16 protein-coding genes are annotated in these 23,009 nt (G+C 41.3%); 10 read left to right on the top strand and 6 right to left on the bottom strand.

Annotated elements, in window-relative coordinates:
- The first annotated feature begins 102 nt into the window (after positions 1-102).
- Positions 103-1,098, top strand: a complete 996-nt coding sequence (locus RMX98_RS18420; protein WP_322677070.1) for a DMT family transporter — start codon at positions 103-105, stop codon at positions 1,096-1,098.
- A gap of 95 nt (positions 1,099-1,193) precedes the next feature.
- On the opposite strand, the gene dapF is transcribed toward RMX98_RS18420, so the two are convergent.
- Positions 1,194-2,033, bottom strand: a complete 840-nt coding sequence (gene dapF / locus RMX98_RS18415; RefSeq protein WP_322677069.1) for a diaminopimelate epimerase — start codon at positions 2,031-2,033, stop codon at positions 1,194-1,196.
- 69 nt (positions 2,034-2,102) lie between these two features.
- Between dapF and RMX98_RS18410 the strand changes: the two genes are divergently transcribed.
- The gene (locus RMX98_RS18410) at positions 2,103-2,321 is read left to right on the top strand and encodes an Hfq-related RNA-binding protein (RefSeq protein WP_322677068.1); all 219 of its coding nucleotides are present in this window, start codon (positions 2,103-2,105) and stop codon (positions 2,319-2,321) included.
- A gap of 279 nt (positions 2,322-2,600) precedes the next feature.
- Here the strand turns inward: RMX98_RS18410 and RMX98_RS18405 are convergent, their stop codons facing one another.
- The 4 genes from RMX98_RS18405 to RMX98_RS18390 all read right to left on the bottom strand — a co-directional run bounded on the left by RMX98_RS18405 (position 2,601) and on the right by RMX98_RS18390 (position 9,755).
- On the bottom strand, positions 2,601-4,391 hold the full coding sequence (locus RMX98_RS18405) for a diguanylate cyclase domain-containing protein (protein ID WP_322677067.1): 1,791 nt from the start codon (positions 4,389-4,391) through the stop codon (positions 2,601-2,603).
- A gap of 783 nt (positions 4,392-5,174) precedes the next feature.
- The gene (locus RMX98_RS18400; protein WP_322677066.1) at positions 5,175-7,514 is read right to left on the bottom strand and encodes a cation:proton antiporter; all 2,340 of its coding nucleotides are present in this window, start codon (positions 7,512-7,514) and stop codon (positions 5,175-5,177) included.
- A gap of 360 nt (positions 7,515-7,874) precedes the next feature.
- The gene (locus RMX98_RS18395) at positions 7,875-8,852 is read right to left on the bottom strand and encodes an SDR family NAD(P)-dependent oxidoreductase (protein WP_322677065.1); all 978 of its coding nucleotides are present in this window, start codon (positions 8,850-8,852) and stop codon (positions 7,875-7,877) included.
- A gap of 12 nt (positions 8,853-8,864) precedes the next feature.
- The gene (locus tag RMX98_RS18390) at positions 8,865-9,755 is read right to left on the bottom strand and encodes a hypothetical protein (RefSeq protein ID WP_322677064.1); all 891 of its coding nucleotides are present in this window, start codon (positions 9,753-9,755) and stop codon (positions 8,865-8,867) included.
- Between the two features lie 894 nt (positions 9,756-10,649).
- Between RMX98_RS18390 and RMX98_RS18385 the strand changes: the two genes are divergently transcribed.
- A complete protein-coding gene (locus RMX98_RS18385) occupies positions 10,650-13,235 on the top strand; it encodes a GAF domain-containing protein (RefSeq protein WP_322677063.1) in 2,586 nt (861 codons plus the stop codon).
- A 27-nt stretch (positions 13,236-13,262) separates the two neighbouring features.
- On the opposite strand, the gene RMX98_RS18380 is transcribed toward RMX98_RS18385, so the two are convergent.
- The gene (locus tag RMX98_RS18380; protein WP_322677062.1) at positions 13,263-15,107 is read right to left on the bottom strand and encodes an alkaline phosphatase family protein; all 1,845 of its coding nucleotides are present in this window, start codon (positions 15,105-15,107) and stop codon (positions 13,263-13,265) included.
- Positions 15,108-15,827: 720 nt separating this feature from the next.
- Between RMX98_RS18380 and RMX98_RS18375 the strand changes: the two genes are divergently transcribed.
- From RMX98_RS18375 to RMX98_RS18345, 7 genes are all read left to right on the top strand, one after another.
- On the top strand, positions 15,828-16,319 hold the full coding sequence (locus RMX98_RS18375) for a hypothetical protein (protein WP_322677061.1): 492 nt from the start codon (positions 15,828-15,830) through the stop codon (positions 16,317-16,319).
- A 733-nt stretch (positions 16,320-17,052) separates the two neighbouring features.
- The gene (locus RMX98_RS18370; RefSeq protein ID WP_322677060.1) at positions 17,053-17,688 is read left to right on the top strand and encodes a PadR family transcriptional regulator; all 636 of its coding nucleotides are present in this window, start codon (positions 17,053-17,055) and stop codon (positions 17,686-17,688) included.
- A gap of 551 nt (positions 17,689-18,239) precedes the next feature.
- The gene (locus RMX98_RS18365; protein WP_322677059.1) at positions 18,240-19,250 is read left to right on the top strand and encodes an ABC transporter ATP-binding protein; all 1,011 of its coding nucleotides are present in this window, start codon (positions 18,240-18,242) and stop codon (positions 19,248-19,250) included.
- Entirely contained in the window at positions 19,251-20,063 is an 813-nt protein-coding gene (locus RMX98_RS18360) for an ABC transporter permease (protein WP_322677058.1), read from the top strand.
- Between the two features lie 105 nt (positions 20,064-20,168).
- Positions 20,169-20,564, top strand: coding sequence for a four helix bundle protein (locus tag RMX98_RS18355; protein ID WP_322677057.1), 396 nt, complete (start codon positions 20,169-20,171; stop codon positions 20,562-20,564).
- 8 nt (positions 20,565-20,572) lie between these two features.
- Positions 20,573-22,285 carry a GldG family protein gene (locus tag RMX98_RS18350; protein WP_409881607.1) on the top strand — a complete coding sequence of 571 codons (1,713 nt, stop codon included), beginning with the start codon at positions 20,573-20,575 and terminating at the stop codon, positions 22,283-22,285.
- Between the two features lie 74 nt (positions 22,286-22,359).
- Complete coding sequence (locus RMX98_RS18345; RefSeq protein ID WP_322677056.1) at positions 22,360-22,983, top strand: DUF4340 domain-containing protein; 624 nt, start codon at positions 22,360-22,362, stop codon at positions 22,981-22,983.
- The last annotated feature ends 26 nt before the right edge of the window (positions 22,984-23,009 follow it).

Genomic DNA, 23,009 nt, shown 5'->3' with positions numbered 1-23,009 from the left:
ACTGTAGGAGGGTTTCCTGCCGTAGGCGACTGGTGTTAGCGTAGCCGTAGCGAGTCATCAAGCGTCACCCGAAGGGCGGTTCGTATAATAAATATAAACTAAATGGCAGAAAATCAATTAAGCCTAACACCAGAAAATGATAAAACTTCAAAAATCCTGCCGATAATCATAGTAATAATTGCATTATTAGCTTTATCTTCAACAGCAATATTTATTAAAATCGCTGTTAGAGAAATGAGTCCTGTGGCTACATTATTTAATCGCTTATGGATAGCGACTATTATCTTTGGCTTATGGAGTGGAATTAACCAAGTACGGACTCAAATTACAGAAGATAAACCTGTATTACCACAGCAGCCTTATCCAATCAAAGAGATAGCGCTTTTAATCGCAGTGGGTCTAGTTCATGTATTAGGTCGATTATCTTGGACTTGGTCGCTAACTCAGACTGGTGCAGCTAATGCTAATGCGTTAGGTAGCCTCAATCCGCTATTTACTACTTTAGGAGGATGGCTATTTTTTAATCAAATTTTTGGGCGCAAATTTATCATCGGTCTAATCTTAGCCATAATCGGTGCGATCGCTGTTGGATTTGAAGATTTATTGCGTTCTAATAATAATATTACAGGAGATGCTGTTGCCCTGACATCATCGATATTTTATGCAGCAAACTTTTTACTTATCGAGCAGATCGGCAATAAGTTTTCAACTATTACCATCCTGGTGTGGCGTTGTGCGATCGCAACTTCATTGATGATACCAATAGTGCTAATCTGGGAAAACTTGTTTTTCCCAGTTACTTTATCGGGGTGGTTAGTAGTATTTGCGCTAGCTGCTATTTGCGAAGCCTTGGGTCATGGGCTAATTGTATACAGCCTGAAAAATTTTTCATCAGGATTTATCTCTTTACTTTTACTACTCAATCCTGTGATTGTTGCGATTCTTGCTTGGATAATTTTCTCGGAAAACTTGAGTATTTTTAACTTGTTAGGATTGGCTCTAATTTTAGGGGGTATATATCTCGCAATTTCTAATAAAGAAGCTGTGCAATCTAAAATTAATTCCCAGATCCAATCTTCAGCAGAAAATGAATCTTAAAAAGTTCGTAGTAAGGACTTTAGCCCTAATTTTATAAGCACTAAAGTGCTTACTACAAACCTCGAAATACTTGAGTAATGTCAATGAGAAGCTGGTTACAGTTTCCCAGTGAATACCTTTTGGGCCGGGCCTGTCATATAAACTCGTTGGTCGATTTCTGACCATTCAATTTGCAAGGGGCCGCCTGGTAATTCTACAGTGGCAGTGCGATCGCATTTCCCGGTTAGCACACCAGCTACCAAGGAAGCACAAGCACCAGTACCACAAGCTAAGGTAATTCCAGCACCCCGTTCCCACACCCGCATTTTCAAATAGTCACGGCGTACCACTTGAATAAATTCGGTATTTATGCGTTGGGGAAAAACTGGGTGATGCTCAAATTTTGGGCCGATGGTTTCTAACTCAATTGCTGCAACATCTTCCACAAAGGTAATGCAGTGCGGATTTCCCATATTTACACAGGTGACTTCCCAAGTTTGCCCCGCCACCTCTAACGGCTGAGAAATTACTTTTTCTTGGGCGGGTGCAAGAGTGGTAGGAATTTCGCCAGCGAGTAACCTGGGTAAACCCATATCTACTTTAACTTGACCATCAGATAAAAGTTGGGGAGTCATTACACCACCCAAAGTATGAATGCGATATGAGTCTTGATTTCGGGATTCTCCTTCTAAGTCTGCTAAAAAGCCAGCTAAACAGCGAATGCCATTACCACACATTTCTGGTTCAGAACCATCGGAATTAAAAATCCGCATGGTGTAGTCAGTGCCGTTTTCTCCAGGTAGGGCAAAAATTACACCATCAGCACCGATACCAAAGTGGCGATCGCACAACTTGATGGCTTGCTCTGGAGTCACTACAGGCAAAGATGAGGAGCGATTGTCAATCAAAATAAAGTCGTTGCCTAGACCATGATACTTAGTAAATTCGATTGCCATTTCTTCAAGGATGAATTATCAAGGATTAGTTACTCTTTATTTTGCCTTGTAGGTTCATCTTTACTAAAAATGCTTACCGAATTTGACACCACTTTACCCAGTATTAGACAAGTCCAAAACCTGATTAAACAAACAACGCCAGTAGAGTTAAAGCTGCTGACTGGTGATGTACTCACAGGAAGGGTTTTATGGCAAGACCCACAGTGTATCTGTATTGCGGATGAAAACAGTCAACAAACCACCGTTTGGAAACAAGCGATCGCCTACATCAAGCCGAAAGTGAGTTAGGAGTGAGGCAATACGGTTGCGTTAAGCAAATTTATCTGTTAATGCAGGGGGAGCAGGGGGAGAGAAAAAAGCTTAACTCAACTTTATTGAGGAGTGAGGCAAAAACACCACAACCTATCGCTTTATCATTTGCTTCACTCGGATTAAAAATTCAAGCCCACGGCTTAAGCCGTGGGCTTGGAATAAAGATGCCTTGCACCTCGCATCTCGAAGCAATTCTTTATTTATTGTGGGCTTGTATCCCATAATTAAAGTTGTGTATTTTTAATTTTTTCATCACTAGACCCAGGTTTTTGCAGCACAAACCCACCGATTGCGTCCTTGTTCTTTAGCTTTATATAAAGCTTTGTCCGCAGCGTTAATTAAATCTTGATATGAACTTTTATCTGTTGGTCTTTGAATTGCAACACCTAAACTGACGGTTACAAAATGTTGAAAGTTATTCTTCTTATTATGGGGAATCTTTAATTCCTCAATAGACTTTTGAATCAACTTAGTTATTTTTATCGCACCTGATTCGTTCGTATTTGGCAAAATGACAATAAATTCTTCACCACCATAACGAGCTAGTAGATCGGTAGGACGCTTTAATACAGATTGTGCTGCACGAGCAACTTGTATTAAGCATTCATCCCCAGCTAGATGTCCATAAGAATCGTTATAATTCTTGAAATAGTCAATATCAAATATAATTAAGGATAAATAATTTTCACTGATTTTTAGTCGATCCCATTCCTGAACTAAAAACTGATCGAAACAATGACGGTTAGCAATTTGGGTTAGAGCATCTAGCTTACTAAGTTTTTCTAGCTGAGAATTTGCTAGTTCTAAAGCATTGTTTGCTTGAGCAAGTTGATTAGCTTGAGAGCGGAATTGCTCTAATAATTCAGAATGTTCTAAAGCTACATTAAACTGAGCAGCTAACTGGTGGATAAATTGAATTTCCGACTTTTTCCATTCGCGCGGAAAATGGCACTGATGAACGCATAGTAATCCCCATAAAGTTTTTCCTTTCATTAAAGGTGCAACAATTTGTGCCTTGATTTGAAATTGCTCTAACAGTTGAATGTGGCAATCATTTAGCCCAGCTTGATAAATATCTGATACTACCTGTATACGCCCTTGGTGATAAGCAACTGCATATTTTTCACCAAAACAATTATCCTTTACCTTGATGGCGATCGTAGAATCGTAGTCAGGCAATACATTCTCGGAGACAAATTCACCAGAGGTATAGTTCGATCCCAGATCAAATCGAAAGATACTGACGCGATCGCTACGGAGAGCCTTACGAATTTCTCGTACAGTAGTCTTAAATAAGGTGTCTATATTCAAAGATTCACGAATTTCAGCAACTAAATTAAACAGAATATCCTGCTGCTGATTTGCTTTATACAGTTCTGCTGCTTTTTGTTCTGCTTGAGCTAAAAATTCTGCTTGTTTAACTGCAAATCCTAACTGCGTCGCAATCTGAGACAAAAACTGAATTTCTAATTTTTTCCATTCATGTGGCTGTGAGTGCTGATAAGCAGCAAGCACTCCCCACAGTTTTTTTCCCACAAATATTGATGCAGTTGCATAAGCTCGAATATGGAACTGTTGTAAAATTTCTAAATGGCATTGAGATAAGCCTGCTGCGTAAACATCTGAAACAACTAAAGTTTCATTATTACGATACCGTCCACCTTGATTTTCTTGTAGATAAGAGTCATTCCAAACTGTATTTTTTCCTAATGTATCTACATCATCCCATCCAGTCTCTGCAAACTCAAAGTCGCTAACAAATTCTCCACCCCAGTTTTCATAGAAACGATAAACGGCAATCCGTTCGACTCGGAGTAACTTGCAAGTTTCCTTTGTGGTTGTACGAAAAATTGTTTCTAATTCAAGAGAAGCTCGAATTTTACTAATAACTCGGTAAAGCGCCCTTTCTTGCTCTTCTAGCTGCTGAATTTGAACTTGTTTCTCATGGAGTTGAATTTCTAAATTACTAACACTAGGCTGTCCTAAAAGCTTACAGAGTAAATTAGCAAATGCTCTAGTAATAATACGTAAACTTGTGTACAACATTATAAGTATAATTTAAGTAATATTTTAAAAATGAAAAGATACAGCTACAACGATGTAAAAACGTAGTTTTTCTTAGTTTATAACCATTATTGCGTAAAAAAGTTTCGCGATCGCTTCTCTTCATCTGACTTTTATCATTAAGTCTTAAAAAGCTTTATCACAAATAATTTGGGATAAAGTACTGTAAATACAGTACAGTAAATATCATTATCGCCAAAGTATCTGATAACTGAAAATATGAGATAAAAAAGTATTGTAAAGACAGAATAAATTTGTAAAAAATAAAACTTAATTCTTAGATAGATTCAGTTAAAAACTTCTAAATAAAAAAATACTCCCTCAAAAAACTGGCGAAAAAACTCCCTCCTCCTTATTCCTCTGTGTTCTCTGTGTCTGGAGTGGTTCGTTTATTTGAATAATTTATTTCTTGGAAGTTCCTTCTCAAACAAGGTAATCAAATTCAATAGACCAAAAACTTCTGCGATTGGCAAAAATCAAGCAGATGACCCCATTAAATACTTTTCTGCAAAAGAGAATCAAAATTTAATGTGAGTTCGACAAGCCCTCTAGGACACCCAGAGGAGAGCCAAAACCCTAATTTCTCGTTGCTCCCTTTCCCTGTGGGAGGGAGAGGTTCATCGAACTCACGTAAATTTAGAGCAGTCAATCAATTTTGGATTTTGGATACTTCGACTTCGCTCAGTACAAGTTTTGGATTTTGGATTGACCCGAACCACGAGGGTGTGGGGCAAGCCGAATTTTAAATTTGCGGAGTCTTAAAGTTCAATCAGTCACTCTATCGGCAGGTAAAAAGTCTTTGAGCGCTTCTGCTTCACCAGCTTTCACCACTGGGATAGACAGGGGTACTGAATTTGCGATCGCAAACAATTGTTGTAGTTGACTCAAACCTGTCAAACCACCACATAACAATACTTGGTCGCCGACTTGCAAATCCATGCCGCCATCAGGATAGCGGATAAACTTACCATCTCGCCGGATCGCCTGTACTTCGACTCCATATTGCTTGGCGATATCTAAATCTGCAAGGGTTTTACCTAGTGTTGGCGCGTCTGCATTGACTGTAACCCACTGACAAGCACTATTTTCTCCGGGAACAGCCACTTGTCCCTTAGCAAATTCTGCCAAAGCTGCCAGTTCTTCATCAGCTCCCACCACCAATAAGCGATCGCCTTCTGCCAATTTGGTTTGATTTTTGGGATAATCGATTTCTTCGCCGTTAGCGCGGCGAATTGCCATCAAACTCACTCCTGTTAAATAGCGCATATCTGCTTCTTCTATGCTCATGCCAATTAAGGGCGAATTCGATGGCAGAGGATACCAGCGCTGATTTAAATCGCGAGTAGCTTGGCGCAAATCACGAGCAACTTCAGTTGCAGAGCGCTCTGGACGCAAATCTAAATAATGATCGTTGCGGATTTGCTGCATCTCTCGTTGGACTACAGGCGGCGACAACAAGCCTAAGCCAGTCAATAAATAGGTTGCCATTTCTAAGCTGGCTTCAAACTCTGGTTGTACAACTTCCCTGGCTCCCAATTGATACAGCACCTCAATATTTTTATCCTGGGTAGCACGGACAACCAAATCTAATTCTGGGCGCAATTCTAAAGCGCGTTTCAAGCAAAGACGAGTACTTATAGGATCTGGGAGTGCGATCGCCATTCCTTTGGCATGATTCACCCCGGCAGTTTCCAAAACGTGTAAACTAACGCAATTCCCATAGACATAAGACACCCCAGCCTCGCGCAACTGCTGAATTCTCCTCTCCGATTGGTCGATTACTAGCACAGGTAGGTCGTGTTGCTGCAACAACTTCACCAAATTCTTGCCGACTCGCCCATAGCCACAAACTACTACATGGTCTTTGAGAGGCAAATCTTCCGACACATCCTGCACCTCATCTTCTTCTAAGTACGGTTTTAACCAAGGCATTGATTCGGCAAAGTTAAATAAAAATGGCACTAGCCGCAGTACAAAAGGAGTCAGCATCAGAGTGACTGCGGTAGTTCCCAAAATTAATAAGTATATTTGTCGAGACACCAGCCCCAAAGACTGCCCTTCACTAGCGAGAACAAAAGAAAATTCCCCAATTTGCGCCAATCCCAAACCGGCGATTATGGCTGTTTTCAAAGGATAGCGGAACAGTTTCACTAAGGGCGTGACAATCAAAAATTTACCGACGAAAACTATTGCCACTAATACCAAAATTAATTCCAGGTTGTTCCACAAAAACACTGGGTCAATTAACATCCCAATGGCGGCAAAAAACAAACTGGCAAAGATATCTCGCAGTGGTTCGACATAAGTCAGGGTTTGGTCGGCGTACTCTACCTCAGAAATCATCAAACCCGCGACAAATGCCCCCATTTCAATAGACAGTCCCAAATGCTCTGTCAACAGGGCAATACCCAAACACAGGGCTACAACCCCTAATAAAAATAGTTCTTTACTTTCGGTACGGGCTAGCAGTTGCAACAAAGGCGGTATCAGCCAAATCCCCGCAGCTACAGCCCCAGCAGCAAATAAAGCAATCGAACCTAGCGCTGTGAGGACGGCGATGCCAATAGTTTCTGCTGGTTGGTTGAGGGCTGGTAAGACTGCTAACATCAGTCCTAGTGCCAAGTCCTGGACAACCAAAATCCCCAGCATCACTTGCCCGTGGGGCGTTTCTGTTTCGTTGCGCTCCATCAAGCACTTAAGGACAACGGCTGTGGAAGACAGGGACAGAATACACCCCAAAAACATCCCCTTCGCAGGTAAGGCTCCCCAGGCTCCGCTTAACCCGCAGACTAAAACTGTCACCAAAATTGTCAAAGCAATCTGGAGTCCACCTCCACCAAGAGCGATCGCTTTTACCTTCTTCAGTTCCGCAAAGGAAAATTCCACACCCAAGGCGAATAACAAAAAGGCGACCCCGAACTGTGCCAGAGTCTCGACTTGAATCAGTTCTTTAATCAATCCCAGTCCCGTTGGCCCAATGACTATCCCACCAATGAGATACCCCAGCAACACGGGTTGTTGCAAAAGTGCCGCTAATAGTCCGCCACAGGCTGCAACACCTAGAACTAAAACTAAATCAACAATTAACCGAAAATCTTCTTGCACCAGTTTTAAAAGAACTATTAAGACTTATTAATTCAGGATACAAACGTTTTACGATCTCAAACAGCTTGTTTAGTAAAGGAATGACAAAATTTGCTTATTTTTAAGGAAGTGGACAGTAGGTGAGCAGTAAGGATACATCAAGGTTTTTAAAGGTATTTTAATTCACGAGTATCAAAGGTGGATTCATCCAGTTCAAATACTCGTTAACGGAGATCAAAGACTTATTATTGCATTATTTAAGACGCATCTCTTCTGGCTGCATGCCCGATGTCTTTCAGAGACGCACTCGCGTTCGAGACGCGCAAGGGACGTAGGAGAGGGGCTGGGGGAGAGGTCAAAATAGTACTCGTCGAACTCACGTTAAATTTTAGGCGAACTGAGGGCATTCAATAATAGCAGCGACCACGGCAGTTTAATATCAGGTATGAGCCATGAGTAGTTTCTCAGTACAGGCAACGCAGCAGGTAGTACAAAACGCAGAGAGCGTAATGATGCGGGCCGATCGCCATTTTCATCTACAAGATTATATTTTTTAGCTAGTTCGGCAACAATCTGCACGCGTCCTGTATGGCGGATAATATTTGGCTCACTAGCAAGTGCAGCGATCGCTCGTCCAGTAAATAACGGAGTTTCCCAGTTGTAGCGATCGCTCAAGAATGAGTTTTTCAGGTCAGTAGCATTTGTTTGATTCACTTCAGAAGCAAAACGGGAAAAAAGCTCAGTACCAACAATACCCGGCCAAATTGAAACAGAAGCGACGTTATAGGGTTTTAACTCAACAGCCATATTAGCAGCAAGGCGATCGCAAGCTGCTTTACCAACACCATAAACTGTATTAAACAGATAAAACATACTACCCCACGAGGAAATAGTACAAATTAATCCAGAGTTACGCTTAGTCATCATCCGAGCTGCAAAAACACTTGCAACATAGTGGCTGCGAAGACCAACGTTGTTGCTAGCATCCCAAAGACTTGGTTCAGAATCCCAAAAAGGCTGTCCCTGAGCGTCTTTTAATGCCTGAACTCCTGAGTAAGCATTATTTACCAGTAAATCGAGTTGGCCATTTTGCTCATCTTGAATGCGATCGAAAAGCAAACGCACCTGCTCATCCTCGCTGTGGTCTACTTGGACGGGAATGCATACACCACCGACTTCCTCAATGGCTGATTTCGTTTCACTAAGACTTCCTGAAACCCCCTCACTGGAAGAGTTGTTGAGGCTGCGACCCGTGACGTATACAGTTGCACCTGCTTCACCAAGACCAATGGCAATTCCTCTACCAATTCCCCGCGTAGCACCTGTTACCAAAGCCACTTTACCTTCAAGGTGTTTCATGAGCGCTCATTTCTAATTTTTTAGCGTTAAATATTGATTATTACAATATTCTTTCGTCGCTGTGACTGAAACAACTTCTACTTCTATCGGTTTTTCTTTAGTTCCATCGATCAGAAATTCACTAGCTCCTTCACGAGGTTTTTTCGGATTTCCCCAATCATAGGTGTAACCTAAACCCGTCCAAGGATAATGTTCTTGACTAGCGACTGCATAAGAAGTTGTGTATATCTCTTGCAAAATCGGATAACTAGCAGGAATCGGGATTTTAAAAACATTACAACTAGAATCATTAATTTCTGGATCGACACATGGTCTACTTAAATCTTCAGCTTTCACCCACATTTCGACAAAATGCGTCTTATTTGAATTTCTATTTAAAATCAAGCCTAAATACTGCTGTAACCTCAGAGAAAGCATGATATTACCGGGAATATTTATACCGATACCCTTACAATTTTGACAAAATTCCTTAACTTGAGGAACGGCTGTTAACCAAGTCCGTGCTTCTATGCTTTTTTTTGTACCTACTTTCCAATCCTCAGTTGGGTTTTTGACATATTTCCAACTCGCCATCAGATATTCAATTTTGCCGTTATTTTCTCTCCACTTTACTTGAGTATTAGTTTGTGACAATGACCAAAGATTTTTTACTACTTTATCTTCACTCGGTTTTTTTGCATCCTCAATAGCTATATCTAACTGCTTTTTTAAAGCTTTATAACTTTCTGGTTTGTTTTTTTCCAGATACTCGTTCACATTTGGACTAGTTTTTGATTGTGCTAATAAATCCTTTCTTGGGTTTAACGTATTGTGTTTGGGAATTTCTGTAGCTAGTATGGAGTATCCTGTTGCCAAAAACGCACTTGTCAAGCCTAAAAACACGTGAGTATTCAATTTTTTCATCAAAATAATCCTGTGGATTTTCAACAAGAGAGTAAATGTTCCATCCCATTAGGACTTACGCAAAATCATGATAAAACGAACCGCAAAGGACGCATACCCCTGCGGGGAAGCAAGCTACGCGTAGCGTTTCGTAAGAGTTGGACACAAAGGAATAAGAGTTTCAGAGAGTTCTTGCGTAAGTCCTGCCCATGTAAATATGGGTTCAACTCAAAGGTTGAATCTGATTTTATATTCATGTTTGGCTGATATGATATTGTGCTTAATATTTTTAATTAACTTTATCTGTATAAAAATGAATATCTATATCTAGTAGAGACTCCCGTGCATTGGTGTCAACTTAAGCTCAAATGGTTGTTCCACACACGCTTTATCCTAACCCCTCCGCTTAATAAGTCATAGCGTTTCACCTTAAGGTTGATACAGATTCTTGCAGGGGAGGCAGGGGAAGCAAGAAAAGTGATTTGTATCAAGAATTTCGTGAAATGGTATTAGGAGGGGCGGTTTTTTCCGGCTGGCATATCTGCGAAAGACGCAGTTGAGCTAGAGCTAAGATATAGACCGTATAATTACTTATAAATTACAACTATTTTCAGCTAGTTAGACCATGCCCTACGGGCACAGTAATGTTTGCTCGCCTGCAAAAAACATTGTTTTATCCTTTAAATGAGGGGTCAGACCCCTCTATTTATCATCTGTATCCACCAGTGGGAAGGGCTTCTGGTCAAGACATCCTTGTTGGTAATCCGTTTCCGCCTTTGTTCACAGGATGACGCTGGCTGAACAAGCGATTAAACTATGGATAATGCCGACTAATTGTTGCTTTTAACACCACCTAAATAAATTTAATCTCATTGTTAAACCTAAAATCTCATCCTGCTATATAAAATACCACTTATGTCAGCGTATCAAGCAAGTTATGGGGAAACCACCGATTTGATTATTGGTGGTAATAACCAAGAAAACGTCGAATTAACAGCAAATTCTGCTCCTGTGGGTGCTCTTGCCACAAGACAAGGAACTTTTTCTACGTTTCTTGCTCCCCTGACTCAAGATACTTTTAAACAGGTCGTTAAGGATGTCGAGCAAAAATTACAGATTGTCCATCAAACCCTATCAATGCTGGATTCTCATGGGTTTGAAACCATTCTGCAAGAAATGTTGCATTCGATTACCTTAAAAACCGGGGAATTACTGGGGGCAGACCGGACGACAATATTTTTATTGGATGAAGAAAAACAAGAGCTTTGGTCAATTTTAGCTGAGGGTGAGGGCGGTCGCTCTTTAGAAATTCGCATCCCTGCTAATAAAGGTATTGGTGGTGAAGTTGCTACTTTCAAGGAAGTTATTAATATTCCCTTTGATTTTTATAACGATCCGCGATCGCATTTTGCCCAAGAACAAGAAAAAAGAACTGGCTATCGCACCTACACGATGCTAGCTTTGCCACTCTTAAATGAACATGGGCAATTAGTTGCAGTAGTGCAATTACTGAATAAATTAAAATCTGTAAATAATCACGATGCTCCACTTGCAGAACGCATTGATACCAGAGGTTTTACCCGTGCTGACGAACAATTATTTCAAGAATTTGCCCCTTCGATTTGTCTGATTTTAGAGTCCTCACGCTCTTTTTATGTAGCCACCCAAAAACAAAGAGCAGTGGCGGCGCTGATGAAGGCAATCAAGTCCCTTTCTCAAAGCAGTCTCGACTTAGAAGACACCCTCAAGCGGGTGATGGATGAAGCCAAAGAATTGATGAATGCCGATCGCAGTACACTATGGTTAATAGACCACGATCGCCATGAATTATGGACGAAAATCACTCAGGATGATGGTTCAACCAAAGAGTTACGAGTCCCCGTAGGTAAAGGCTTTGCTGGGATAGTAGCGGCTTCTGGCAAAAAGTTGAATATTGGCTTTGATTTGTACTACGATCCTGACTCAGAGACAGCCCAAAAACTAGACCAGCAAAATGGCTATCGCACCTGTAGCTTGCTTTGTATGCCAGTATTTAATGCCGATCAACAACTGATTGGCGTTACCCAACTTGTAAATAAAAAGAAATCCGGGGATTTTCCGCCTTATAATCCAGCTGATTGGCCCAAAGCTCCCGACTGCTTCCAAGCTAGCTTTGACCGCAACGATGAAGAGTTTATGGAAGCTTTTAATATTCAAGCGGGAGTCGCGCTGCAAAATGCTCAGTTGTTTGCCACAGTTAAGCAACAAGAACAAATGCAACGGGATATTTTGCGTAGTCTTTCCAATGGCGTGGTTTCCACTGATAAAGCCGGGTTAATTATCGCCGCGAATGAAAGTGCCAAGCGTTTGCTAGGACTGGAGCCAGAAGACCGTTTAGAAGGTAAATTAGTTACTGACGCGATCGGCATCAAAGAAGGCGACTTTAGCAAGTGGTATCAGGATGCTTTACATGCAGTTGACTTCAAAGGTCGCCAGCAATATTACCCCGATCGCACACTTATCAGCACTGGTATAGAGCAGCATAGTATCAATTTATCGATTAACACAATTGCCGATGCTAGCGACCAAGAGCAAGTCCGGGGGGCGCTGGTGGTGATGGAAGACATCAGTGATGAAAAGCGGCTCAAGAGTACGATGTACCGCTACATGACCCAGGAATTAGCCGAAGAATTGCTGAAATTAGATGACGCTAAACTAGGAGGCGATCGCAAAGAAGTTTCGATTTTATTTTCGGATATTCGCGGTTACACCACATTAACAGAAAACTTGGAAGCAGAAGAAGTGGTGAGTATGCTCAATGAATATTTTGAATCAATGGTGGAGGCAGTTTTTAAACATAAAGGCACTCTTGATAAATATATCGGTGATGCCATCATGGCTGTATTTGGTTCTCCTCTACCATTAGAAGAACATGCTTGGATGGCAGTACAAACATCCTTAGAAATGCGCCAGCGCTTGCACGAATTTAATCAACGTCGCCATATAGATAATAAGCCCAGAATTAAAATCGGTATTGGCATCAACTCAGATACCGTGATTAGTGGGAATATTGGCTCTAGTAAGCGGATGGAATTTACTGCTATTGGCGATGGCGTTAATCTTGGCTCCCGATTAGAAAGTGTCAGTAAACAGTATGGTTGCGATATTATTATTAGCCATAACACTTTTAAACCTTGCCAAGATAACATTTGGGCTAGGGAACTAGATTACATTCGTGTCAAGGGTAGAAACGAACCAGTAGCCATATACGAATTACTGGGTTTGCGTTCCAATCCAATTGAAAGCGAAAAATTGCAGGTGATTGAGCATTATCACAAAGGACGCGAATATTACCTCAAACGCGATTTTAACCGTGCTAGAGCTGAATTTGCCCTAGTTTTGGCAGCAGACAGCCAAGACAAAGCTGCTATGTTGCATCTGTTGCGTTGTCAGCATTGGTTACAATCACCCCCAACAGAATCAGATTGGGATGAAGGAGTCTGGACATTTCAGGAAAAATAAGTAACGTTCCTAAGAAAATATGTCGTACTATTTTGCTAAACCGAGTGTACGACCAGGAAAACCAGCGACATCAAAATATCGAGTTGAACCAACAGTTTGATACTTCAAGATCGTTTTTAATCCATTAGTAGCTGGTTGAGATGTCAGAGTATGAGATTTAAAAGAAACTTTTTTTGCTCCTTTGCTCAAGGATTCATGTAAAACACGACCGATAAGTTTTCCTTGATGGGGAATCTTCAAATTTAAAGTCTCAGCTAAGGTAATAGCCACATCAGCATTACTCACTGGTACTCGGTCTACAAAAGCTTTCTGAAAGTCAGGGCCGATCGCAGCCATATTATTGTAAGTATCAGCACGGCTAAAAGAGCCATGCATTCCTTGTCCTTGCTGCAAAGAAGAGTCTGCAACCTCCACACCACAAGCGGTTGGTTCGCCACAGCCAGTATCAAATGTTCTAAAGTTTACTGCGATCGCTGGACTCGGAAGATCAGATTTACCACGAAGCCCGATCGCACTTAAGGGTAAAGTTCCTGGAATAGAACCTAATGCATCATCTACAAATAAACCGCTAACATAATCTTCTTTTAAAAGGATATCTACAATTTGTTTAGCAAGTGCTTTGCGATTTGCAGGGTTAGGCAAATAAATCAAATCTGAACCACCGTTAGCAGCCACTAATACATCAGGTTTGTTGGGTTCTTTACCAATCAACCCGTTTTTAGAAAGCTGTCCCTGAGTTGGATCAACAGCAGCATTTTGCTTATCTGGATCAAATAAAGGCAATTTTAAACTATGAGCAATATCAATAGCGAGAAAACCAGGCGGCAAAAATCCTTTGGGAACATCTGAATAATTAAGTGTGGTTGAATAGCTGGTTTTGCTCTCCTTACTGATGGTAGAAAAGCCGTGATCGGCCGTCACAAAAATATTTGTAGAAGCTTCTAAATTTAACTGTTTGAGAACAGCACGGATTTGGGCGAGATTATTATCAACATTTTGACGAGCAGCGAGTGAAGTGGGGCCATTAATCCCTGGAGTGAGAGTGTTGAGACTATCACCTTGATTATGCTGAGTTCCATCAGGATCGCGTGACCAATAAATTAAAACAAAAGGTTTTTGCCGTTGCTTGAAGAGAGGTAATAGCACTTTTGTTGTAACATCAGCAAAGTATTGTTGTTGAACTATATTCGCTACTTTTGTTCCTGATACTGTGCTGTTGCCAGATTTACCATTATCTCCTCGCGCTGGAGATTTTAAGGCAATGTCGTTTTTGGTTAACAGTTCAGTTATTTCAGAACTCAGAGGAATTCCCGTTTCAGAACCAGTGGCATCATCAATTATGATTGTAGGTTTACCAGTTCGTTGAGTTACATCTTGAATTAAGACTGGCCCAACCTTCCCTACTGCGGCGGTGCTAAATCCGGCTTTACGTGCAGCATCTAATAGGCTTTCTTCGTTTAGGTAATTGCCATCAAAGTGTTGGTTAAGTTCTCCCAAAACAGCGTCATTTTCTAAAAAAGGAACTGGACTATTGCTGGCATTCTTGACAGGAAAGCCGACATTAATTGTATTGCTGAAATCACCAGTGTCACCGAGATAATGTCCAGTAGCGATCGCAGAAGCGTTAGCTGTAGTAAATGTAGGAAACAGCGAATGGCTATTGACAAAATTCACACCCTTCTGGCGAATTTCATAAAGATTAGGAGTTTCCTGAGCATTAACTTTACTAGGTCGCAATCCATCAGTAATAAAAATTATCACATTGTGTTGAGGTTTTGTCTTCGCAAATCCTGAGACTGCCAACACTGTAACTAGTGTTATAGTGGCTAGTATCAGAAAATTTTTATATATCTTAGGTAAAACAATCTGCATACATCTCCAAATATTGATATTTCAAGCTCTTTGGCTCTTTAGTATTTAATTTAATCATGGTTCAAGCTTAATTGCGTGTTATCTATAATACAATTTTTTTAGATTAGAAGAGATTGGGGTGCGATCACAGCTATTCTAAACAATTAATTTGTAAAAATTTAGCATCCAGGTGGTCGCCGAGCCTGTTCTGAGCGTAGCCGAGGTGAGTCAGGAATCAGAATTTATCAGCAATCTATAGGAATCCGGTTTGATTACTAAAATTACTTGTGTAGGTAGGCAATAGGCACTCTTGCAAGAGGATTTCAGAAGATTAAGGTATACCGAATTTTTTTCACACAATCAAATATGAGTCCTATAGAATGATTGGTATATTTATTCATCAAATGCTCTCCTGATTTTTTAACTATGGGCATCTTAAACTTGAGGATATTCCCGAACTCATTGAAAGCCATTTTGTTAAAGACCAGCCGCTAAAACGCTGTCAGCTTTAAGAATGATGTTTGCACTGATTAAGCTGAACCATAGCGTATTGGGTTGTAAAATTCTTGGATTGTTTAAATCACTTTTTATAAAATCTTAATATTTCTCAATCTAGTTTAAAAAATCTTGGTATTGAGTTCAGGAATATAAGAGCGATCGCTTTGTAAAGGTTAGTTGATATTTCTTGTCAAACCGCTAGTTAAGTTAGAAACTAAGAAATACAACACACGCAATTATTTTATGACTGCTATTTCTAACCTTGAATTCAAACGACCAATTTGGCAAACCGCGATCATATTGACTTTGGGGTTTTGGCTCAGTGCTAGTTTAGTTTTAGACTGGGTAATTATGCCTAGCCTTTATCTTTCTGGGATGATGAGCCAAGCCGGTTTTACGACAGCAGGCTATACGATTTTTTGGAACTTCAATCGGATGGAATTATTATCTGCTGCTGTCGTATTGACTGGGGCACTAGCTTTGAGGAAAACCCAATATCACTGGCGTATTGGCACTATTGTTTTATCTGGGTTGCTGCTAACTATAGCTATGCTTGACACCTATTTCTTAACTCCGCAGATGTGCGCCATAGGAATTCAACTCAATCTATTTGAAGCTGCTGCTGCTATTCCATCGACAATGAATTTACTACACGGCAGTTATTGGGCACTGGAAGTAGTTAAGCTGGTGGCATGTGGCACACTTTTAAGCTGGTGTTGGCGGGAGCAAGTTTAAGTAGGTGGAGAAACATAAAGGTGAGAATATCCACTTCTAAATCTCACGCCAAAGACGCAAAGAAATTCTTTGCGTCTTTCTACTACATATAGCAGTCCTAAATCATTTGTAAAAATTATATCTCTTTTTTCTTTCTTCCCTTTGCACCCTTAGCGGACTTTGGGGTTCGTTTTCAAATTTTATATTTTTCACGAATCAAATAGGACTGCTATAAGCCAATAAATCGAATTTCCATAGAAATGGTGTTCCGCAGTTTGTATTTTTTTCATCGCGCACGATGCCTACGGCGGGCGGTTCCTGAGCGCAGCCGAAGAGCTAGGCCTACGCACAATTCACAACTACAACTTATTCCTTGGTTGGTTGAGCATCAGCAACCGTGCGTCAGCGACATCGACGCAACGCTACAAGGTCGCTTGAAATCTACACCAATGGCATGTTGCCCACCCCACAATCAATAATTGAATATTTATTTTATTTGGAAGTCCCTAAGTCGTCTGTGACATCAGAGCCGGATTAAATTAATCGAAAACAGGGATATTAAACTTTTACCCACAGCCGTGTAGAGTGTCTAAGTCTTGATGGGGCTTTGACTAGCTTTGCGTTGGTGCAGGCATCGCTTGTAGTTGTTGGCACAGTTGCTTACTTCAAAAATCTTCATCAAAATTTTATTCCGATATATCGGAACCTATCGCGATATATCGTATATTAGAGAAAGTTAATTTGAGATTGATTTATGTTTAGACACTTTCGCTCACGTTTTGGCGCACCTGCATGGGCAGGGGTTAACGAAGATGATTCATTTGTCAGGTCTTGGTTTCAACATGAACAGCATCACGGTAGACATCATGGTAGACATCATGAGAAACACTTTGGTAATGAAATGTTTGGTCGTGGTTGGGGAGATGAATACCGGACTCGTCGGGGTGACATCAAGTTCATCCTGCTGGAATTGTTATCCGAGCATCCTAGTCATGGTTATGACCTGATTAAAGAGATGGAAACTCGCTATGGTGGTTTCCGTCGCCTCAGTCCTGGTTCAGTGTATCCAACACTCCAATTGCTGGAGGAAGGGGGTTATCTCAAGAGCGCACAAGAAGGCGGTAAGCGGATTTACACGATTACGGATGAGGGTAGACAATTATTGGCAGAACGTGCCCAACAAGAAACATCAGACTCTCCTTGGGATAGTTTCAAAAGTTTTGTTACAGGTAAGCCCCAAGAGTTTATCGAGTTGCGGAATGCGGCGACAGAATTAGCTGGTGTTGTGGTGCAGGTTGCTCGTAGTGGCAATATAGAGCGAATAAATCGCGTGCGTGAGCTTTTAGAGCAAGTTAAACGGGAAATTTACGCGATTCTGGCTGAAAAATAAGTAGAGGCTCGTAGTAAGGACTTTAGTCCTGATTTTCTAAGCACTAAAGTGCTTACTACAAACCCTTTATAGGACGGGGGGTAGGGGGGTTAAGTCTGCGGGTGAATTTAAGGTTTCTAAATCTTTTCTGGAGATGTCTATTAACCGGACACGATATGATTCCCTTTTTGAGCCTCCAAGCCTTTGATGTCTGCAATCAACTGTCCGTTAGCGACAAACAGCCTGATATCTGCTAAGAGCTTGTCTGCATGGGAGTTATCCGACTGCGTAGGCGTAGCCCTTCTCCTATCGGAGACGCTGCGCGAACGGCTGCGCTCAGGAACCGCCCGTCGTAGACATCGCACCGGATGAAATATTCTGCATAAGTAGTCTTGAGAATGGCTTCAAGTCAATATTCCGCTTAGGGTCTCAACTGCCAAAATAATAATTATTGTGCTGATCGTCCAGGAACTTTAGGCGTTGTCGGCTAATCTTAGTGCCAATCCCCCATACCCAATATCGTGATCTAAGATTATTGGGTATTCTATGAAATTGCGATCGCCACTATACCGATGATCGAAGTTGAACATCTGAGTAAAATATACGGTTCTACCCCAGCGATTACTGATGTCACTTTTAGCGTTGAGCCTGGGGAAATTTTAGGGTTGTTGGGCCCCAATGGCGCTGGAAAAACTACAACCATGCGGATTCTGGCTGGTTATTTACCAGCAACTAATGGAAATGCCCGGATTGCTGGTTATGATGTCCATGAAAATTCTCTGGCTGTACGCCAACGGATTGGTTATTTACCGGAAACACCACCGTTATATCCAGAGATGACGGTGGAAGGATTTTTGCATTTTGTCGCCCGAATTAAGGGAGTATCAGCAGGCGATCGCCCCAACAAGGTAACAGCCGCTATCGAACGCTGTAACTTAGAAAACAAGCGCCAGGTGATTATTCGCAAACTATCTAAAGGATATCGCCAAAGGGTAGGAATTGCTCAAGCGATCGTCCACGATCCCCCAGCGATCATTTTGGATGAACCCACTGTTGGCCTAGATCCTCGACAAATAATTGAGGTGCGAAATTTAATTAAAAGCCTCGCTGGTACTCACACAATTATTCTTTCCACGCACATTCTGCCAGAAGTGAGTATGACTTGTAGCCGCGTCGCCATTATTAATCGCGGTAAGGTTGTAGCAACTAATACCCCAGAAAATCTAATGACCCAGTTGACAGGTGGCTCAGGGTATGAGTTGGAAATAGAAGGAGAAGCTGCTCTAGCGAAACAAGTATTGCAAAATGTTGCGGGTGTAAGTCTAATAGAATCAATTCCGACAGCTGGAATACACAATCATCAACCCCAGGCAAATCGCGCTTACCTGCGAGTGATATCGCAACCAGGAAAAGAACCAGGAAAAGATATTGTCACAACATTAGTACGTGCAGGATTCGGTTTGCATGAACTGAAGCGTGTTAACGCCACCTTAGAAGATGTGTTTTTGCAACTGACCACAGAAGAAAAAAATTTCGATCCTGAGGTAGACTTAGCAGCAGACAACGAAGGAGAGGCAGCGTAAATGGGTGTAGTACTGAGTAATATTATTGCCATTTATCGCCGAGAGTTACAGAGTTATTTTGTATCGCCTTTAGCTTATGCGATCGCAGGGATATTTTGGTTCCTTTCGGGGTTATTCTTCGTGATGATTTTGCTAGGGCCAGATGGCATATTGTTAGGAGTCGCGGCAATAGATTCACAAGGGCAACAACTGGGAGTACCTGTACCGCCCATAGATGTCCCCTACGAATTTGTCCGAGCATTTTTGGATCGTATGGGGTGGTTATTGTTGTTTATCCTGCCCATACTCTCAATGGGACTGTATGCCGAAGAAAGAAAGCGGGGCACTTTAGAACTATTAGCCACCTCACCAATTACCAATTGGGCGGTAGCTGTAGGTAAATTATTAGGCGTGCTGACATTTTTTATCACAATGGTTGTACCCATGCTAGTGTTTGAAGCGATCGCCATCAGCGCCTCAAATCCACCAATGATGCCCTCAATTCCCTTGCTGGGTCATTTTGGACTAATCTTACTAGCAGCCGCAATTTTATCTGTAGGAATGTTTATTTCTTCATTAACAGATAGCACAATTCTGTCTGCCGTTCTCACCTTTGCAGTAATCTTATTATTGTTATTGATTGATTTAATTGCCAAAATTGTTCCTGGCCCCGTGGGCGAAGCCTTAGGTTATCTATCGTTGCTGAAACATTACAACACCTTAATTCAAGGAATTTTTGATACCAGTACCTTAATTTTATTCGCCAGTTATATTTTTTTGGGCATCTTTCTCACCGCCCAATCAATTGATGCACTACGCTTTCAAAGGCAATAAATAGTCATTTGTCATTTGTCATTTGTCATTTGCTAAAAAATAATGACAACTAAAAATATATGGACGAAAATTGAATGACTAAAAATCAGCAAGACAACTCAATAAATGGCAACAAAGCGTTTCCAAGAATTACAGGTTTATAAATTATCAGAACAATTAGCAAATGACATTTGGAAAATTGTTGAAGGATGGAATTTTTTTGCAAAAGATACGATTGGTAAACAGATTGTACGTTCAGCTGATAGTATCGGTGCCAATATAGCGGAAGGTTTAGGAAGAGGTAGTTTTCAAGACAATAGACGTTTCATAAAAATAGCTAGAGGCTCTTTGAATGAAACTCAACATTGGTTAAGACGAGCTTACACTCGTAACCTTTTAACTACCGAACAGATAAATGCAATCAAAACAATCATTAACGAACTAGCGCCCAAATTAAACTCCTACCTAAACTCAATTGGCAATATACCAGATGGTCAAGGACAAATGACAAATGACAAATGACGAATAACATGAAGATAGTTGCAAAAAACAAACTGTGGAAATATCTGTTTTGGTTCGGGCCGTTCTTAATTACTATCGGCTTAACAATTGGATTAGTATCTGAACATTGGGGGCTAATTTCATTAGCATTTCTAATTACAGGAATTATCATCAGTGGACTGGGGATAATATGGCAAAGCTACCAAACTAGCTGGTGGAGTCGTCGTTCTACCCAAGCTGGGACTAATGCCCTAGTAGCGACTCTGGCAGTATTAGCGATTTTGGGATTGATTAACTTTTTGGGGACTCGCTACCATTTGCGCGCAGACTTAACAGAGGCTCAATTATTTACCCTTGCGCCTCAGTCACAGGAATTAGTGAGGGTTTTGCCACAGCCAGTTAAGGTGTGGGTATTTGATATTAACCAAAATCCCCAAGACCGAGAGTTGCTAGAAAACTATCAGAGGCAAAGCTCAAAATTTAAATATGAGTATATCGACCCCCAAGCTAGACCAGGACTTGCAGAAAAGTTTGGCGTTAAAGATTATGGGGAAGTTTATTTAGAATCTGGCGAGAAACGACAATTAGTACAAACAGTAAATCAAAATGAGCGTCTGTCGGAAATTAGATTAACTAGTCGCCTGCAACAACTAACAAATTCAACCACAGCCAAAGTTTACTTACTCCAAGGTCATGGCGAACGCCAACTTTCGCCTGGGAAAGATGCAATATCACAAGCAGTTCAGGGATTAGGCGATAAAAATTTCACAACATCACCCCTGAATTTAGCAGAAACCTCGAAAGTTCCTCAAGATGCTGCTGTCGTAATCGTAGCTGGCCCTAAACGAGGGTTTTTTGAGGGTGAAGTCAAAGCCTTGCAAGAATATCTGAATCGAGGCGGTAACTTACTACTGATGATTGATCCTAATACCGATCCCAAACTTAACAGCTTGCTACAAGAGTGGGGCGTTCGTCTGGATAATCGTTTAGCAGTAGATGTCTCTGGGGAAAGTGTCGTGGGACTTGGCCCTGCCGCCCCCTTAGTGACAGAATACGGTCAACATCCAATTACCAAAGATTTCGGTAAGGGGAATTCTTTTTATCCGATTGCCCGACCACTGGAAATTACCCCTGTACCAGGTGTTCAGGCTACTCCACTGCTGCGAACCAAACCCTATCCCAGCAGTTGGGCAGAAAGCGACCTCCAAAGCGAAAAATTGGAGTTTAATGAGGGTAAAGATATGAAAGGGCCTTTAACCTTGGGCGTTGCCTTAACAAGAAAACAAGCAGCTAAACCTGCTTCCACACCCCAATCTGCACCGACACCTTCACCCCTACCATCACCAACCACCCAAAGCAAGGCTTCCCCCACTCCCCCTGCTCCCTCCGCCTCCCCTGCCTCCCCTGCTCCCTCCGCCTCCCCTGCCTCCCCTGCTCCCACTCCTTCCCCCACTCCATCATCTCAAACAGCCACCGAGTCACGGTTAGTGGTTTTAGGAAATTCTAATTTCGCCACCGATGGTTTGTTTCAACAGCAACTAAATGGAGATGTATTCCTCAACTCAGTTACTTGGTTGAGTCAACAGGATCAGCAACCCCTTTCCATTCGTCCTAAAGAACCGAAAAACCGTCGGATAACTCTGACAACCACACAAGGCAATCTTTTAATATTGTCATCTCTGTTGCTTTTACCTTTAATTGGCTTTGCGATCGCAGTTATTATTTGGTGGAAACGACGATAAAAAAGTTAGGAGTTAGGAGTTATAAATACTAACTCTTCACCAATGACAAATAACAAATGACAAATGACTAAAAAATGAAATTGCCGAGAACGACTTTAATTTTGATACTGTTAATGCTGGGTTTAGGCGCTTTTGTTTACTTCCATGAAATTCGGGGTGCGACTGTGCAAGAAGAAACCAAGGAGCAAAAACAGCAAATTTTTTCTTTTGCAGAAGATGATGTGCAGTTTTTAATAGTTAAGACAAAGAAACTCACCGTGAGTTTAGAACGTAGTCCTGAACCTGGTAATCCTAAGTGGTTAATCAAATCTCCGATATCGGGCCCAGCCAATGATGCTATTGTTTCCTATTTAATGGATTTGTTGGTTAAGGGTAAGAGCAATCGCACCTTATCAACTTCAGCAAAAGAACTTGGACAATTTGCCCTAGATCAACCCCCAGCCACAATCAATATCACCCTGAAAAACCGACAAAGCCATCAGTTGCTTTTAGGTAAGTCTAACTTCAACGGTCGTTTTTTGTATGCTCAAGCTGACCCGACTGTTAAACCCGATGGAAATATAAATGTACTGTTGGTATCGACAGATTTTGCAAATGCCGTGAATCGGGAATTATCAGAGTGGAAACAACCTGTAGATAATAGTCAGAAACTTCCTCCGCTCACTATTCCTAAACCGACTCAGACAAACAGTAAATAATTAACTCAAAATCTGCCGATATTATT

Source organism: Nostoc sp. DedQUE02 (assembly GCF_034531035.1).
Taxonomy (GTDB): domain Bacteria; phylum Cyanobacteriota; class Cyanobacteriia; order Cyanobacteriales; family Nostocaceae; genus Nostoc.
The sequence above is the reverse complement of the archived record's forward strand: the minus strand, read 5'-3'. Positions and strand labels throughout refer to the sequence as shown.

Excerpts from the sequence above, each read along its gene's own strand:
- RMX98_RS18355 (WP_322677057.1), top strand. The coding sequence starts at position 20,169 with ATGGCAACAAAGCGTTTCCAAGAATTACAGGTTTATAAATTATCAGAA.
- RMX98_RS18390 (WP_322677064.1), bottom strand. The coding sequence starts at position 9,755 with ATGAAAAAATTGAATACTCACGTGTTTTTAGGCTTGACAAGTGCGTTT.
- RMX98_RS18385 (WP_322677063.1), top strand. The coding sequence starts at position 10,650 with ATGTCAGCGTATCAAGCAAGTTATGGGGAAACCACCGATTTGATTATT.
- RMX98_RS18345 (WP_322677056.1), top strand. The coding sequence starts at position 22,360 with ATGAAATTGCCGAGAACGACTTTAATTTTGATACTGTTAATGCTGGGT.
- RMX98_RS18405 (WP_322677067.1), bottom strand. The coding sequence starts at position 4,391 with ATGTTGTACACAAGTTTACGTATTATTACTAGAGCATTTGCTAATTTA.
- RMX98_RS18410 (WP_322677068.1), top strand. The coding sequence starts at position 2,103 with ATGCTTACCGAATTTGACACCACTTTACCCAGTATTAGACAAGTCCAA.
- RMX98_RS18395 (WP_322677065.1), bottom strand. The coding sequence starts at position 8,852 with ATGAAACACCTTGAAGGTAAAGTGGCTTTGGTAACAGGTGCTACGCGG.
- RMX98_RS18380 (WP_322677062.1), bottom strand. The coding sequence starts at position 15,107 with ATGCAGATTGTTTTACCTAAGATATATAAAAATTTTCTGATACTAGCC.
- RMX98_RS18365 (WP_322677059.1), top strand. The coding sequence starts at position 18,240 with ATGATCGAAGTTGAACATCTGAGTAAAATATACGGTTCTACCCCAGCG.
- RMX98_RS18375 (WP_322677061.1), top strand. The coding sequence starts at position 15,828 with ATGACTGCTATTTCTAACCTTGAATTCAAACGACCAATTTGGCAAACC.
- RMX98_RS18370 (WP_322677060.1), top strand. The coding sequence starts at position 17,053 with ATGTTTAGACACTTTCGCTCACGTTTTGGCGCACCTGCATGGGCAGGG.
- RMX98_RS18350 (WP_409881607.1), top strand. The coding sequence starts at position 20,573 with ATGAAGATAGTTGCAAAAAACAAACTGTGGAAATATCTGTTTTGGTTC.
- RMX98_RS18420 (WP_322677070.1), top strand. The coding sequence starts at position 103 with ATGGCAGAAAATCAATTAAGCCTAACACCAGAAAATGATAAAACTTCA.
- RMX98_RS18360 (WP_322677058.1), top strand. The coding sequence starts at position 19,251 with ATGGGTGTAGTACTGAGTAATATTATTGCCATTTATCGCCGAGAGTTA.
- dapF (WP_322677069.1), bottom strand. The coding sequence starts at position 2,033 with ATGGCAATCGAATTTACTAAGTATCATGGTCTAGGCAACGACTTTATT.